This is a genomic window from Deinococcus sp., from assembly GCF_025362455.1.
In the GTDB taxonomy this organism is placed as follows: domain Bacteria; phylum Deinococcota; class Deinococci; order Deinococcales; family Deinococcaceae; genus Deinococcus.
In genome coordinates, this window is sequence record NZ_JANYGJ010000105.1 from 1 (window position 1) to 14073 (window position 14073).

Consider the following 14073-nt stretch of genomic DNA (forward strand, 5'->3'; position numbering starts at 1 on the left):
GCCACGGCGCGGGCCAGCGCCTCGGAGTTGAGCCAGGCCAGGTCCAGGCTGGCGCCGCCGCCCCGGATGATGACCAGCGCGTCGGCGCCCAGCTCGTCGTGGGCGGCGCGGGCCTCTGCCACGGCCCGCAGCAAACTGGCCTCGGCAGCCGCGCCCTGGAAGGTGGCCTCGAAGTACTCGACGTCCAGCACGCCCAGGTGGTGCAAGACGTCCAGCTCGCGGCGAAAATCTTCCAGGCCCGCCGCGCCCACCGGACTGATGACCAGCACGCGGGTAAAGTCTCGCGGCACCGGGAAGGCCCGGTTTTTGCCCAGCAGTTTTTCCTTGGCGAGCTGCTTACGCAAAGCCTCCAGGCGCAGGGCCGCGTCGCCCAGGGTGAATTCCGGCGAGGCGTCCAGAATGTGCAGCGAGAAGCCGTACTGCGGGTGAAACTCGGCGGTGACGAACAGCAGCACGCTCATGCCCGCGCTCAACGAGCCTCCAGTGGCGCGGCGAAAGTTGCCCTCCAGCGCGAAGCGTTCGCGTGCCCAGAGGGTCGCCCGGCATTTGGCGATCTCGCGGCCATCCTCGCCGACCTGGACCAGATCGAGGTAGAGGTGGCGCCGGTCGGTGATGCTGGCGATCTCGGCCCGCACCCACACGGCGCCGGGGATGCCGCGCGTCAGCACCTGCTCGACATAGAACAGCAGGTCGCGCAGATTCAGCGAAGTCTGGGGAGCGGCGGACATGCGCTCAGGCTAGCGCAGCGCCAGCATCCGCCCAGCCGCAGCCGCCACAATACCCAGCCCCACGTTGCCGAAGAGCACCAGCGCCGCCCGGCCCCACTCACCGCGCACCATCAGCGTATCGAGGTCCACGCTGAAGGCCGAAAAGGTGGTGAAGGCGCCCAGAAAACCCACGCCCAGCGCCAGCCGCAGTTCGGCGGGCCAGAGGCCCCGTCCCACCAGCCCCACCAGCAGCCCCAGCGCGAACGAACCCGACACGTTAATCAGCAGGGTCGCTATCGGCAGCGTCGTCAGGGAGGCCGCCCAGCTATGGCGGGCACCCAGCGCCGTGGTCCACAGGCTCAGGCCGTAGCGGCTCAGCGCCCCCGCCGCGCCGCCCAGCGCGACGAGAAGGGCAGCCTGGAAGGTCATGGGCTCAACCCTAGCAAATTCAGCGCTCAGGGCAAGGCAGGAGCTGGTCAGGCTGGGAGCTGGTCAGGGCGCTAGACTGCCGCACGATGATCCGGGTCAAGACACTGCGCGGCGATGAGGTCAGTTGGGACCAGGTGAACTGGCACAAGCTCAGGCCCGTGGCCCTCGCCACACCGGTCCAGAACGACCAGGCGCCACCCGAACGGAAGGTGGACCTGAACAAAAGGGTAGCCGGGTACAGCGAGTGGGCCACCCAGGACACCCACCAGGGAGGCTTGCCGGAAAAGCCCGTTTCACAGCCTATCCAGCACTCGCCCACCGGCTACTGGGTCGATGTCCAGGCCGCCACGCCCGACGAGGTGAAGGCCCTTCGCGCCGTGTTTCCGCTGCATCCGTTGGCCTTCGAGGACGCCGAGGAGGAGGGCCACTGGAGCCGTTTCGAGACGTACCCGGCGCACGATTTCATCACCTACCGGACGCTCTCGCGGGCTGGTGAATGCGACGACTTTTCCCAGCGGGTCAGCATTTTCGTCTTTCCAGGCAGCGTGGTGAGCTATTCGCGCAGCGGCACGGTCTACCTGGATACGGTCTGGGGATTGCTGGGGCGCGAGTCGGTCAACACACCCAGCGAGGTCGCCTACGAACTGGTTGATCACGGCACCGACACCTTCGGGGTGTATGCCGACGCCCTGGAAGCCAGGATCGAGAGCGTGGAGGAGGAGGTGGTCCGCAACGCCGGGCAAGACGTCACCACCACCGTCTTCGAGTTCAAGCACAATCTGGCCGGGGTGCGCCGCCTGGCCGCCGAGGCGCGGGAAGCCGTGCTGCTGCTGGCCCGCCACGGCCACGCCGAGAACGGCGATCTGATCCGTTACCGCGACGCCCTGAGCAACCTCGACCGGGCCGTTTCGCGCCTCGACGCCCAGCGCGAGGCCCTGACCAACCTGCTCGACACCTCGCTGGGCTTCCAGTCGCAGCGCATGAACCAGGTGATGCGGACCCTGACGGTGGTCAGCACCTTCTTTTTGCCGCTGACCTTCCTGGCGGGCGTCTGGGGCATGAACTTCAAAGTTATTCCTGAACTGAGCTGGCACTACGGCTACGCGATGGCCTGGGGCAGCTTTATCCTGACGGCGGCGGGCATGGCCTACTATTTCAAGCGCCGGGGCTGGTGGTAAGTGGGCTGGTGGTGAGCGCTCAGCCTCTGGTGATGTTGCAGGCACTCGAACCGTAGTAACTGCTGTCGGTGCCGTTGTAGCGCCGAATCAGCTCGTTGATCTGAGTGGTGGTGCCGCGCAGGGCCGTGCCCCGCAGCGCAGAGGTGCCCTGTTCGTTCTGGTACGGCACGCAGATAACTTGAGTGGTTTTGTCGAGTTCCAGCCAGGCTTGCACGATGTTGCCGCCCTCGACCACCATGTACCCCTTGTCGGCGTCCACGTAATAGCGCTGCTCGCCCTCGTCGTATTCGGTGGCCTGGTTGCTGATCTTGAGTTTGCCCTCGAACTTGGCGCCGTTCTGGTCGGTGCCCTTCAGCACATACACGTCAGCGGGTTGCGGGCCGACGTGGTGGCGGCGGACTTCTGGTTACTTCCGGTGGTGGCCGATGGAGCGCACGACGCGAGCAGGAGGACCGGGAGCAGCAGAGCACAGCGGGGAGTGAATTTTATCACATTCACAGTCTAGCGCCAGCGCTGCCGGAAATACAGCAGCCCCACGCCCAGCACAGTCCAGACGGCGCCGGTCCAGTCACCTGCCAGGAGCTGCACCACCCCCACTGCAAAGCTGAGAATGGCGCCCAGCAGTCCCCAGAATCCCATCTGCACAAACTATGCTGATCGGCCTTGCCCGACTCTGACACTCGGCAACAGGGCAGCCCTCAAAATACCTTCAGGCGCCGCATCAACCAGACCACCACCGCGATAATCGCCGCCATGATGCCGAAGACCACCCAGGTCATCCAGGGCTGATTCTGCCAGGGCAGCGGTACGTTCATGCCGAAAATGCCGGTGATGAGCGTTGGTATGGCGATCAGAATGGTGCTGATGGTCAGCAGTTTGACCACCTGGTTGACGTTGTTGCTGATGATACTGGCAAAGGCGCCCGCCATGCTGGTGAGAATGTTGCTGGCGATGCCGACCATCTCGATGGCCTGCAAGTTCTCGATCAACACGTCGTCGAGCAGGTCCTGGTCTTCCTCGTACATCTCGAAGATGCGGTCGCGTTTGACGCGCTCCATCATGGCCTCGTTGGCCCGCAGACCGGTCATGAAGTACACCAGGCTCTTTTCGAGCTTGAGCAGTTCGAGCAGCTCCTGATTCTGGGTCGAGTTCTCCAGCTTGTCCTCGGTGCGGTCTACCTGCTTGTTGATGTGCCGCACGTCGATCAGAAAGCGCTGGGCGTTCCTCAGAAACAGTTGCAGGGTCAGGCGGTTTTTCTTGGCGGTGCTGACCTGGCGCACCAGGCCGCTGACCACATCCTTGACCACCGGATTGGGCAGGGCACAGACGGTGACCAGGCAGTGGTCGTTGTGCAAGATGCCCAGCGGCACGGTGTCGTAGGGAATATCCGAATCCTCGCCCAGCCGGTAACTGGTCTGCATGATAATCAGCAGTTGGTTGTCCTCGCGCTCAAAACGGCTGCGCTCGTCGGGGTCGAGCGGGTAGCTGAGGTAATCGAGGTCCAGGCCGGTTTCGCGGGCCACGCGGGCGAGTTCCTCGGCGCTGGGGTCCTGGGCGTCGATCCAGCAGCCGTCGCTGTAGTGATCGAGGGTATTGAGTTTGCCGCCTACGCTGCGGTAATAGGTCAGCACGCCGGGCCACCGGGTGGAGCACTCAGGCCGTAGGGGCGCACGGGATCAGGGTTGAATGTGTTGCGGGGCATGAGGGCCTCCAGACCGGGGCGAGAAGTAGGCACAGCGAATGGCACGGCTGGGGGCCGAAACTGGGGGGCTGCTCGTTTTCGCTGCTCACGTCATCACCTGCCCTCGTGTGAAACTGGTCGGGGTATACGGGTCTGAATGGGAAGGCCGCTCAGACCGCTCCACAGGCCATGCTAGCCCAGCGCCGCAGCCAGAGGCAAGCCGGAGCGAGGATACTGACTGGCAAGTGTACCCGTCCTCGGCGGTGAACAAACTGAAAGGGCTGGATGTCTGTCCTGCGTCCGCCCCGAAGTCGGAGGGTGCTTGCCGCAGGCTCAGCATGACAACTCACTGATGGTGCTCACCCTGAGCGCCGTGAAGGGTTCTGACCTGGCCGGGGAACGGGCCAGCGGAGGAAGAGCAGACCGAAGAGCCAACCACGGCGCGGCGTTCCAGGGTCCAGTTCATACGGGATTAAAAAGACTTCCGGATATGTACCGTCGAGGCCACCCGGTCGCCCCCTCTCCCCGCCGCTGCGCGGCTCCCCTCTGCAAGCAGGTCTGCGACTCTCCCGCAGGTGGCGACTGGTACAGCTCCGCAGGAGAGGGGTCAACCGCACATAACTTTAATCCCGTATCAGATCACCGAAGGCGGCGCGGCGCCGTCCAGACGTCCGTCCCCAAAACACCACTTCCCCTGCCCGCCCCGGCCAGGCTATACTGAGCGGCTGATCTGCCCCACCCCTACTCACTCTCAACACCGAGGTTCTTATGGCCGAAAAAGACATCGACAAGCTCCTTTCGCTCACCGACAGCAAGTACCGCCTATCCGTGGTCACGGCCAAGCGGGCCATTCAGCTCAAGGCCGGTGCGCCCAGTGTGCTGGCGCCCGACGTCAAGGCCAGCACCCACAACCTGGTGACCCAGGCCATGCGCGAACTCGCCACCGGCAAGCTGACCGTCGGCGAGGGGCTGATCGACGAGACCCGGTTTCAGCAGGACTACCAGCGCCAGCGCCAGGCCCAGCTTCAGGCCCAGCTCAACGCCGAGCGCGAGCGCGAACGCGACTGAAGTTCGGATTTCTGTAACAGGCCGCCGCAAAACTGCTGGCGGCTTTTTGCTGCGTCTAGAGCAGTACTCCGAATTACGCCACGGGGAAAACAGCCTCCCCGCGCCTCCGTTCTGCGTCCTGCTCAGTTAAAACTACTCGCTCCGCTCGGTCATAAAAAGACCCTTTTTATGACATCTGCTCTAGAATAAACAGATGACCGAGCCAGAACGTAGTCCTACCGCCCTGGTGATCGTGGGCGGCAGCGTGGCGGCCATCAAGTCGCCCGGCCTGCTGCGGCGGCTGCGTGAGGCGGGCTACGTGACAGACGTGATCGCCACCCGCGCCGCGCTGGCCTTCGTGACGCCGCTGAGTCTGGCGACGGCGGCGGGCAGGGTGGTCGCCACCGACGAGACCTGGTTCGGGGCCAGACCTGACGCCCAGCACCTGAGCCTCGCCCGCGCCGGGGTGAACGTGATCGTAGCCGCCAGCGCCGATTTACTGGCCCGCGCCGCGCACGGTTTTGCCGGTGACCTGGCCAGCGCCACGTTGCTGAGCGTAACCGGGCCGGTGCTGTGGGTGCCCGCCATGAACGCCGCCATGTGGCGCCACCCGGCGGTGCAGGCCAACGTGCAGATGCTCAAATCATGGGGCCACACCTTCCTCGGCCCGGAGGTCGGCGCTTTCGGCACCCTCGGCGAAGGCAGCGGCCTGGGCCGGATGGCCGAACCGGAGGAGATCGTGGCAGCGGTGCTGGGGCTTGTGTCTCCCCCACTGCCCACGGGTGACCTGACCGGGCTGAAAGTGGTCGTCTCGGCTGGCCCGACGCGGGAATACCTCGACCCGGTGCGGTTTATCAGCAACCCCAGCAGCGGCAAGATGGGCTTCGCGGTGGCCGAAGCCGCCCGTGACCGGGGCGCGGACGTGGTGCTCGTCAGCGGGCCGGTGAACCTGCCGGACCCGCCGGGCATGCGAACGGTGCGCATCGGGACGGCGCTTGAGCTGCGCAGTGAGGTGCTGGACGCTGCCCAGGACGCCGACATCGTGGTGATGACCGCCGCCGTGGCCGATTACCGCGCCGCCGATCAGGCCGTTGAGAAGCAGGCCAAGGTCGCGGGTGACGTCCAGATTCACCTGACGCCCAACCCGGACATTCTGGCCGAGCTGGGACAGCACAAGGGAGAGCGGGTGCTGATCGGCTTCGCGATGGAAACCCACGCCGGAGTCGAGCGGGCCGCAAGCAAGGCGACGCGCAAGAACGCGGACTTCATTCTGCTCAACTACCCCACCCAGGCGGGCACGGCCTTTGGCGGCGACGACAATCAGGTGACGCTGGTGCGGCCCGGCGGCGAGTCGGACGCCTGGCCACGGATGAGCAAGCGCGAGGTGGGCGAGCGGATTCTGGACGAGGCGCTGCGGATACGGGCCGAGCGGGCTGGAGTGTCGCCGGGCTTGACCTGAACGAAAATACAGATTCTTCACAGCAGGGCGACACCGTTTGCCCGTGCCCAGACGCGCCCGGCTTCGTCCAGACTGCGCTCACACATACACTACACCTTGCATACTCGGCATAATTATGCATAATGGGAGCCATGCTCAGCAAGGATCAGCGCCAGAAGCGCATTCAGGAAATTATCGCCCACGAGAACGTGGCGACGCAGGGCGAACTGGTCGAGCTGCTGAACGCCGAGGGCGTGCAGGTCACCCAGGCCACCGTCAGCCGCGACATCAACGAGCTGCGGCTGGTGCGGCTGCCGATGGGCAAGGGCCGTCACCGCTATTCGCTGGCCCAGGTCCGCAACAACGAGAATATCCAGGGTGAACTCTCGCGCCTGTTTCAGAACTTCGTGCATGACATCGACCGGGGCGAGAACATGCTGGTGATCCGCACCGCCGACGGCCACGCCACCGGGGTCGCCCTGCTGCTCGACCGGCTACGCCGCGACGACATCGTGGGCACCATCGCCGGGGAGGACACCATTTTCGTGGTGGCCCGCAGCATCGTGGAAGGCGAGGCGCTGCTCGAAGAGTTTCATGAGTTGATGCTGGGCTAGAGCGTGTCCAGGTTGATGCGGGCCGCCGTCGCCACGCCTGGCACTGGGTAGACGCGCTCCAGGAGAAAGTGCAGCTTGTTAAAGTCACGCACGTTGGCCCGCTGCTGATGCACGAAGTCGGTGATGTCTTCCACACGCTCCAGGCCGTCACTCAAGCGTCGCAGGGCCGCGCCGCGCAGGCCAAGTTGCACGGCACGGCGGGTCTGTTTGGCACCGTCCGGGGCGTGGTCAGGGTCCCATTACAGCCGAACGTCGGACGCGGCGACGGCCTGCGCCCAGGCTTCCGGAGTCAGGCCCGGCGCCGCCGAGAGCGAGGAAGGCACCGCTTTGGCGAGCAGGTCTTCAAACAGCGTGCGCGGAAGGGTTAGCGCCAGCACGCGCTCCTGCCCCTCCTTGCTGGCCCAGCCAGAGCGGTGCATCATCCACAGGAAATTCGGCTTGATCCACGACATGCGCGAGAAGCTGAACTCGCCCCCACTGTGCTTATTACCGAAGTGACCATGCGCGGCGGCATACTCGGCGATGGCAGGCCGGTACGCCTGGTAGACGACCACCGACTGGACATCGAAGTGCGCCAGGATGTGTTGCCCGGCAGTGGGCCAGCGCCGGAGCTGCTGCGAGTAGGGCTGAGTGAGCAGGTTCATGGACGCAGTTTAGAGAGTGTCAGAAGTCGCGCCCAGCGCCGAACGGCTTAGGTCACTCGGTCCAGATCAATCCAGATACCCTCTCGCCCTGGTATGACTCGCCCGCACGTTGAAGCGCTCGGCGAACTTGACGCCGCCGAGCTGGCCGATCTGAGCGCGGCTCTCGCGGTACTTCTGGGGCGTCCAGACCCACTTGTAAAAGTCGTGGTAGAAGGTCATGACTTCCTGGGCCACGTCCACGGTGTCCTCGGTGTCCACCAGAACCTCCGGGTACGGGCAGGCGGGCGCGTAGTACAGGTACTGGCGGATGCCCTCGCGCCAGGCGTCGATCTTTTCGGGCTGACCCTCGTTCAATATTTTGGGGATGCGAACGAGCGTCATGGCGTCGTAGGCGATTTTGGCCGACTGGCGGTGGTCCGGGTGCGGGTGGTCCTCGCTCCAGGTGATGACGACGCTAGGGCGAAACTGGGCATATAAGCGGGCGAGTTGCAGCGCTTCCTCGCGCCCGCCGGTCATGCGGCTGTCGCCCATATCGAAAAAGTGGTGCTGGGCGCCGATCTTGCCCGCCACCCAGGCGCCGTGCTGGCGGCGAATCCGGGTGACTTCCTCGTGCGTGGCGTCACCGAACTGGGAGGCGAGTTCGCCCAGGGTGGTCCACACCAGCATCACCTCGTCGCCGCGTGCCGCGTGCTTGGCGAGGGTGCCGATACAGCCTATTTCGTCGTCGGGGTGGGCAAACACGGCCATGATTCGCATGGAGGGAGCATACGCCGATGGCGCCTACCACCGCACCTGAACCGCCAGTGCCCGGTGATCGCTGCCGCCCGGCGGCTGGACCCCGGCGCCCACCACCTTCAGGCCGCGCACGAACACATGGTCGATTCTGAGCACGGGCGCCTGTGACGAAAAGGTGTAGCCAAAGCCCCGCCCGGCGCTGTCCCAGGCGTCGCTCAGCTCGGCACTCAGGGCGCGGTAGACCTGCCCGCGCGGCGGCGTGTTGAAGTCCCCGGCGACGATGACCGGGCCGCTCGTGGCGGCGACCTCGCGCAGCAGAACATCCAGTTGCTGCGCCCGCCGGTCACGCGTGGGCATGATCTGCCCGGACAGCACGCGGCTGACCGTCACCGTGCCGAAGTGGACGTTGACGACGCTCAGCTCGCCGCCCGGCGCCCCAATACGGCTGACCAGAAAGCGCCGACCCGTGCCCGGCAATATCAGTTCACGGGTGCCCAGCACCGGGAATCGGCTGAGCGTCATGACCTCGGCGCCTGCACGCGACACCGCGTAGCCGGGCAACCCCGCCAGCAGCTCGGCGGTGAGGCCAGGGCGCAGGCCGTTCACCTCCTGCAAAGTCACGATGTCAGCATTCACGCTGCGAATCTGGGCGCTGATGCGGGCGGCAGTGCCCAGGCCGCCGCGTGCGACGTTGTAGGTCAGCACCTTCAGGTCGCCAGGCCAGGCAGGCTGAGGTGCGTGCCAGGTGAAGCCCAGCACCGGCAGCGCCAGCAGACAGGCCAATACTGCCGGGAAGATGGCCGGGCGTCCACCCTTCCTCCAGCGGAGCAGCGCCAGGAGCAGCAGCAGCGGCGCGGGCCAGACCCAGATCACGGGCGGCAGGTAAGCCAGCAGCAGGGTCGGCACCGTGCGCTCGGCGACGAGTTCGGCCAGCGCCCAGACGAGCAGCAGGAGGGCGAGGTAGGTCCAGGCGAGGCGGGCCACAGTCGACTTAGGCTAGAGGATGTTCATGTGAACGGGCGCTAGAGTGACTTGGTGACCACTACACGAAGCAGTACCGACTCGGAACCGCGCTGGCGAACCGACGACTTTTTTCCGGGGCTCGACTCTCCTGAATATGCCCGTGCGGTGGATGAGCTGAGCACCGCTGCCCAGGCGCTGGGCGAGCTGTGGGACCGCCTCGGCGTGCGCCGGGGTGAACAGCCACAGGACCTGAGCGCCGCCTTCGAGGCAGTTACCACTACACTCAACGCTCTGCTGGGCAAGCTCAGGCCGCTGTGGGCCTACGTTTATGCCTTTACCAGCACCGACAGCCGCGACGACTTGGCGCAGGCTAAAGCCAGCGAACTAGAGATGCTCATTCAGCCGATGCGCGGCCTGTTTATTCGCTACGACGCCTGGACGGGCGGACTCGATCACGAAACGTTGAAGGCCACTTCTGCGCTGGCCCGCAGCCACAGCTACCTGCTTGAACGTGCCCACTACGACCTCCAGCACCAGATGAGCCCGGCAGAGGAAGCGCTGGCCTCCGAACTCAGTCTCAGTAGCAACATGGCCTGGTACAAGCTCCGCAGCAACCTCAGCAGCCAGCTCTACGCCGAATTCGGGGGCGAACGGCTGTCCATGAGTGCCATCCGGAATCTGGCAGATGACCCGGATGCCGGGGTGCGGCAACGGGCGTTTGAAGCCGAACTCCAGCTCTGGCAAAGCGCCGAGGTGCCGCTGGCCGCCGCTCTGAACAGCATCAAGGGCCAGATGGGTATTCTCAACCGCAGGCGGGGTTACGTAGGCGCGGTAGAAGCGACCCTGCAAGGCAACGGCATCGACCGCGCCACCCTGGACGCCATGCAGCGGGCGGTGGTCGCCAGCTTCCCCGACTTCCGGCGCTACTTCCGGGCCAAAGCTCGGACACTTGGACACGCCGACGGCAAGTTGCCCTGGGCCGATCTGTTCGCCCCGGTGGGGGAGCCGGGCCGCGTCTGGACCTACCCGGAGGCCCAGATGTTCGTCGAGGAGAGCTTTCGCAGCTATTCGCCGCGCCTGGGCGACTTCGCGGCCCGCGCCTTTCGGGAGAACTGGATCGACGTGCCACCCCGCGACGGCAAGGCGGGCGGCGCCTTCTGCATGAACTGGACGCTGGGCGAGAGCCGCATCCTGCTCAACCACGCCCCCTCGCTCAGCAAGACCATGACCCTGGCGCATGAACTCGGGCACGCCTACCACAACCTCTGTCTGGCAGGGCGCACGCCGCTTCAGCGCGACCACCCCATGACCCTGGCCGAGACCGCCAGCATCTTCTGCGAGACCATCGTGCAGCGCCGCGCTCTGGCCTCAGCCACCGGCCAGGAGCGCCTGTACGTTCTAGAAACCATGCTCATCGGACACGCGCAGGTCGTGGTGGACATCCATTCGCGCTTCCTGTTCGAGTCGGCGGTGTTTGAAGGCCGCGAGAAACGCGAGTTCGCCGCCGCCGAGCTGTGCGCCCTGATGGAGCAGGCCCAGCAGGACACTTACGGCGAGGTGCTGAGCAGCCTGCACCCTTACGCCTGGGCCAGCAAGTCGCATTACTACAGCAGCAGCTTCTACAACTATCCCTACACCTTCGGACTGCTGTTCGGGCTGGGCCTCTACGCCCGCTACCAGACCGATCCGGACGCCTTCCGTGCCCAGTACGACGATCTGCTCAGCCGCACTGGTATGGAGAGCGCCGCCAGCCTGGCCGCCGAATTCGGCGTCGACATCCGCGACGAGGCGTTCTGGGTCAGCAGCCTGGACGTGATCCGGGGCAATATCCAGGAATACGAGGCGTTGGCGGCAACGCTGGGTTGAAGGCTGAGTTTATTTGCCTTTCTCCTGCATCTCCAGCATCATCTGGTACTGCGGAGCGCCGCCGAGCATGTTCTGGCCGCCGTCCACCGGCAAGATGACCCCGGTGACGTAGCTGGCCGCGTCCGAAACCAAAAACAGCGCGGCGTTGGCGATGTCCTGCGGCAGCCCGAAGCGGCCCAGCGGCACGGTGCGGGTGAAGCGCTGCCGGGTGGCCTCGTCGGGCGCCAGCCGGGCCATGCCCTCGGTGCCGTCGATGGGACCGGGAATAATCGCGTTGACCCGCACGCCGCGCAGGCCCCATTCGATGGCCAGCGTCTGCGTCAGGGCGTCTACCCCGGCCTTGGCGGCCACCACATGCGCCTGCATCGGCACCGGCACGCCGTAGGCGCTGATGCATAGGATATTGCCGCCCGGCACTCTCAGGTGAGGCACACAGGCTTTGATGGTGTTGAAAGTGCCCAGCAGATCGATGTCCACCACCGTTTTGAAACCGTTGGGACTGATACCGTCCACCGGAGCCGGGAAGTTGCCCGCCGCGCCCGCCAGCACGATGTCGAAGGGGCCGTGGGCGTCCACACCGAGCTGAGCCGCCGCCTGGAGCGCCGCGAAGTCGCGCACGTCGGCTGAGACGCCGGTAGCCCGTCCACCCGCCTGGGCGATGCCCGCCGCCGCGCTCTGGGCCTTTTCCAGATTGCGCCCCAGGATGGTGACCGCGCAGCCGTGCGCCGCAAAACTCTGCGCGATGCCGAGGTTGATGCCGCTGCCGCCGCCGGTAATCAGCGCGTGTTTGCCCGCCAGCAGGTCAGGGCGAAAGGTGGATGAAGCGGGATGGGGCTGGGTCATGGGGGCTCCTTCGGAGGGCTTGTGGATCGTGGCGTGTGGCTTGTGGGGAAAGAGGGATGTGGGTTGTGGGTTGTGGGAAGTAGGGAGTGAGCGGTTGCTCTTGATAGCTGGCGAGTGGGGCGTGCCGACTTCGTTTGAAGACCTTCGTGGTTTCCACGAGCCACAAGCCACAAGCCTCCCTACCGTCTCAGCGCCGCTTCCAGATAGGCCACGTTCATATGCTCGGCGTTCCAGTCCACGGCCTGCATCAGACCCTCGGTGTGGGGCAGGCCCGCGTTCATGACCCGTTTGGTGCCTTCCAGGGCTCTGGGGGGCAAGCCGGAGAGGTGCAGGGCCAGCGCCTCAGCACGGGCGTAGAGGTCGTCCGGGGTAGCCAGGACTTCGGTGACGAGGCCGATTCTCTCAGCCTTCGCGGCGTCGATGGCCTCGCCGGTCAGGGCCAGGTGCCGCGCCCAGCCCTGGCCGACGATGCCCGGCAATCTCTGGAGGCCGCCCAGGTCGGCGGTGATGCCGAGCCGGACTTCGGGGAGGCTGAAACGGGCGTCCGCGCTACATAACCTGAAATCGCAGGCGAGGGCCAGCTCTAGCCCGGCGCCGATGCACCAGCCATGCACGGCGGCGATCACCGGAATGGGCAGGGCGGCCAGGCCCTCGAAGGCGGCGTGCATGGGGACGACCACGGCGCGGAATTTCGCCCGGTCGCCCAGCGCGTCGGCCAGACCCGCCGCCGAGGTCTTGAGGTCGAGTCCGGCGCTGAAAACGTCCTCGCCGCGAACGATCAATGCGCGGGCGGGGGCGAGTCGGGGCAATGCCGCCGCCATCTCGCGCCAGAAGTCCGGCCCCATGACGCCTTTGCGGGCCGTGAGGGTCAGCGTGGCGACCTCACCGGAGAAGGCGAGCCGAAGCGCATTGTGACTCATGATCGGAGTCTAGCGCCGAATGCTGGACCGGGTTCAGGAAAGAAGCTGAACATAGATCGTCAGGCCCAGCGCCAGCAGCCCCATGCTCAGAAACCCATTGCCCAGGCTGACCCACCAGGCTTCCCGGCGCCGCCACACGGCCAGTCGCAGTCCGCCGAAGACCAGCGAGCCGCCCAGTGCCAGCATCAGGCCCAATGCGAAATACCCGGTAAATTCGTTGCTCTGACTGACCGAGGAAAAGATTGAGATGAGCATCAGCACCACCAACGCACCCAGCAAAAGGCCCAGTGCGCCCAGGATACGAGAACTCCACCAGTGAACGGTCATCAGGTAGAGTAGCCCAAGCACGAGCGGGCCGCCGAGCCACTGAAACACCTGCGTCTGCCAGGGCACCGGCTCTGGCGGGGTCGGAGGCGGCAGCGGCGTCGGTTTCTCAGGGTAGATCAGTGGCTCGCCTGCGCCCCCTTTCGGCCAGACGGTGAGCTGGTAGCCCTCCGCCATGCCGGGCAGCAATTTGATCTCGGTCCTGTCTACGGCGTCCAGCGAGGCCACAGCGGGCTTGAGGCGGGGATCGGCGCAACTACTGCCGTTCCAGTCGGCTTCGAGCGTACCGACCTCGATGGTGTAAAGGGCCAGCGAGGTCTGACAGGCCCTCATCACGGCTGGGGCTATGGCGAGGGCCAGTTCTTTTTGCTGCCACGCCGCCGACGGGGGCCGTGGCTTGACCCTGGGACTCTGCGCCTGGCTACCGGTCCAAACCCTCCCGGTGATGTCGGTCACACTGACGCGGTAGTCGTCCAGTCCGCCGTTGCCCAGCTCGACCCGGCTCCCGGTGACGGCGGGACTGCTCGACGCGCCGTAATACGAGCTTTGCATGTCGAACGCGAGGTCGTCGCAGCTCAGCTCCCCGGTCAGCGCCTTGAATCGCTCAGGGTGCCTGATCTTCGCCACTGCTACCGCCGTGATGCAGCCTTGCAAGTAGCGCTGCGCCTCCAGCGGCACGTCCAG

General features: G+C 65.6%; 15 protein-coding genes and 1 pseudogene. 5 read left to right on the forward strand and 11 right to left on the reverse strand.

Annotated features, from left to right (window positions below; translation table 11 throughout):
• A partial coding sequence (locus Q0R23_RS08040; protein WP_293911956.1) for an exodeoxyribonuclease VII large subunit occupies nucleotides 1–728 on the reverse strand: 728 nt, incomplete at its 3' end.
• A 9-nt stretch (nucleotides 729–737) separates the two neighbouring features.
• Nucleotides 738–1136: a CrcB family protein gene (locus Q0R23_RS08045; RefSeq protein WP_293911957.1), complete on the reverse strand. Its 399-nt coding sequence runs from the start codon at nucleotides 1134–1136 to the stop codon at nucleotides 738–740.
• 86 nt (nucleotides 1137–1222) lie between these two features.
• Between Q0R23_RS08045 and Q0R23_RS08050 the strand changes: the two genes are divergently transcribed.
• Nucleotides 1223–2314: a magnesium transporter CorA family protein gene (locus tag Q0R23_RS08050; RefSeq protein WP_293911959.1), complete on the forward strand. Its 1092-nt coding sequence runs from the start codon at nucleotides 1223–1225 to the stop codon at nucleotides 2312–2314.
• 19 nt (nucleotides 2315–2333) lie between these two features.
• On the opposite strand, the gene Q0R23_RS08055 is transcribed toward Q0R23_RS08050, so the two are convergent.
• The 3 genes from Q0R23_RS08055 to Q0R23_RS08065 form a co-directional block, all read right to left on the reverse strand.
• Nucleotides 2334–2678, reverse strand: coding sequence for a hypothetical protein (locus tag Q0R23_RS08055; RefSeq protein WP_293911961.1), 345 nt, complete (start codon nucleotides 2676–2678; stop codon nucleotides 2334–2336).
• A gap of 137 nt (nucleotides 2679–2815) precedes the next feature.
• The gene (locus Q0R23_RS08060) at nucleotides 2816–2953 is read right to left on the reverse strand and encodes a hypothetical protein (protein ID WP_293911962.1); all 138 of its coding nucleotides are present in this window, start codon (nucleotides 2951–2953) and stop codon (nucleotides 2816–2818) included.
• A 59-nt stretch (nucleotides 2954–3012) separates the two neighbouring features.
• Nucleotides 3013–3945 (reverse strand): magnesium transporter CorA family protein, encoded by a 933-nt coding sequence (locus tag Q0R23_RS08065; protein WP_293911963.1) that lies wholly within the window; start codon nucleotides 3943–3945, stop codon nucleotides 3013–3015.
• Nucleotides 3946–4763: 818 nt separating this feature from the next.
• On the opposite strand from Q0R23_RS08065, the gene rpoZ reads away from it, so the two are divergent.
• From rpoZ to argR, 3 genes are all read left to right on the forward strand, one after another.
• The gene (gene rpoZ, locus Q0R23_RS08070) at nucleotides 4764–5063 is read left to right on the forward strand and encodes a DNA-directed RNA polymerase subunit omega (protein WP_293911964.1); all 300 of its coding nucleotides are present in this window, start codon (nucleotides 4764–4766) and stop codon (nucleotides 5061–5063) included.
• Between the two features lie 193 nt (nucleotides 5064–5256).
• Nucleotides 5257–6501, forward strand: a complete 1245-nt coding sequence (coaBC, locus tag Q0R23_RS08075) for a bifunctional phosphopantothenoylcysteine decarboxylase/phosphopantothenate--cysteine ligase CoaBC (RefSeq protein WP_293911965.1) — start codon at nucleotides 5257–5259, stop codon at nucleotides 6499–6501.
• Nucleotides 6502–6632: 131 nt separating this feature from the next.
• The gene (gene argR / locus Q0R23_RS08080) at nucleotides 6633–7094 is read left to right on the forward strand and encodes an arginine repressor (protein WP_293911966.1); all 462 of its coding nucleotides are present in this window, start codon (nucleotides 6633–6635) and stop codon (nucleotides 7092–7094) included.
• Here the strand turns inward: argR and Q0R23_RS08085 are convergent.
• From Q0R23_RS08085 to Q0R23_RS08095, 3 genes and pseudogenes are all read right to left on the reverse strand, one after another.
• Nucleotides 7091–7738, reverse strand: a pseudogene (locus Q0R23_RS08085) (DUF4291 domain-containing protein). The gene argR and the pseudogene Q0R23_RS08085 overlap by 4 nt on opposite strands.
• Nucleotides 7739–7804: 66 nt before the next feature.
• Nucleotides 7805–8494 carry a PIG-L deacetylase family protein gene (locus Q0R23_RS08090; RefSeq protein WP_293911968.1) on the reverse strand — a complete coding sequence of 230 codons (690 nt, stop codon included), beginning with the start codon at nucleotides 8492–8494 and terminating at the stop codon, nucleotides 7805–7807.
• Between the two features lie 24 nt (nucleotides 8495–8518).
• Nucleotides 8519–9457, reverse strand: coding sequence for an endonuclease/exonuclease/phosphatase family protein (locus Q0R23_RS08095; protein WP_293911969.1), 939 nt, complete (start codon nucleotides 9455–9457; stop codon nucleotides 8519–8521).
• A 51-nt stretch (nucleotides 9458–9508) separates the two neighbouring features.
• Between Q0R23_RS08095 and Q0R23_RS08100 the strand changes: the two genes are divergently transcribed.
• Entirely contained in the window at nucleotides 9509–11302 is a 1794-nt protein-coding gene (locus Q0R23_RS08100; protein WP_293911971.1) for a M3 family oligoendopeptidase, read from the forward strand.
• A gap of 9 nt (nucleotides 11303–11311) precedes the next feature.
• On the opposite strand, the gene Q0R23_RS08105 is transcribed toward Q0R23_RS08100, so the two are convergent.
• The 3 genes from Q0R23_RS08105 to Q0R23_RS08115 all read right to left on the reverse strand — a co-directional run.
• The gene (locus tag Q0R23_RS08105; RefSeq protein WP_293911972.1) at nucleotides 11312–12145 is read right to left on the reverse strand and encodes an SDR family oxidoreductase; all 834 of its coding nucleotides are present in this window, start codon (nucleotides 12143–12145) and stop codon (nucleotides 11312–11314) included.
• A gap of 179 nt (nucleotides 12146–12324) precedes the next feature.
• Nucleotides 12325–13065: an enoyl-CoA hydratase-related protein gene (locus Q0R23_RS08110; protein WP_293911973.1), complete on the reverse strand. Its 741-nt coding sequence runs from the start codon at nucleotides 13063–13065 to the stop codon at nucleotides 12325–12327.
• Nucleotides 13066–13098: 33 nt separating this feature from the next.
• A partial coding sequence (locus Q0R23_RS08115; protein ID WP_293911974.1) for a hypothetical protein occupies nucleotides 13099–14073 on the reverse strand: 975 nt, incomplete at its 5' end.

Bases quoted from the DNA above. Each gene is read 5' to 3' on its own strand.
- Q0R23_RS08045 (WP_293911957.1), bottom strand. From the start codon at position 1,136: ATGACCTTCCAGGCTGCCCTTCTCGTCGCGCTGGGCGGCGCGGCGGGG.
- Q0R23_RS08110 (WP_293911973.1), bottom strand. From the start codon at position 13,065: ATGAGTCACAATGCGCTTCGGCTCGCCTTCTCCGGTGAGGTCGCCACG.
- coaBC (WP_293911965.1), top strand. From the start codon at position 5,257: ATGACCGAGCCAGAACGTAGTCCTACCGCCCTGGTGATCGTGGGCGGC.
- Q0R23_RS08050 (WP_293911959.1), top strand. From the start codon at position 1,223: ATGATCCGGGTCAAGACACTGCGCGGCGATGAGGTCAGTTGGGACCAG.
- argR (WP_293911966.1), top strand. From the start codon at position 6,633: ATGCTCAGCAAGGATCAGCGCCAGAAGCGCATTCAGGAAATTATCGCC.
- Q0R23_RS08090 (WP_293911968.1), bottom strand. From the start codon at position 8,494: ATGCGAATCATGGCCGTGTTTGCCCACCCCGACGACGAAATAGGCTGT.
- Q0R23_RS08060 (WP_293911962.1), bottom strand. From the start codon at position 2,953: ATGGGATTCTGGGGACTGCTGGGCGCCATTCTCAGCTTTGCAGTGGGG.
- rpoZ (WP_293911964.1), top strand. From the start codon at position 4,764: ATGGCCGAAAAAGACATCGACAAGCTCCTTTCGCTCACCGACAGCAAG.
- Q0R23_RS08105 (WP_293911972.1), bottom strand. From the start codon at position 12,145: ATGACCCAGCCCCATCCCGCTTCATCCACCTTTCGCCCTGACCTGCTG.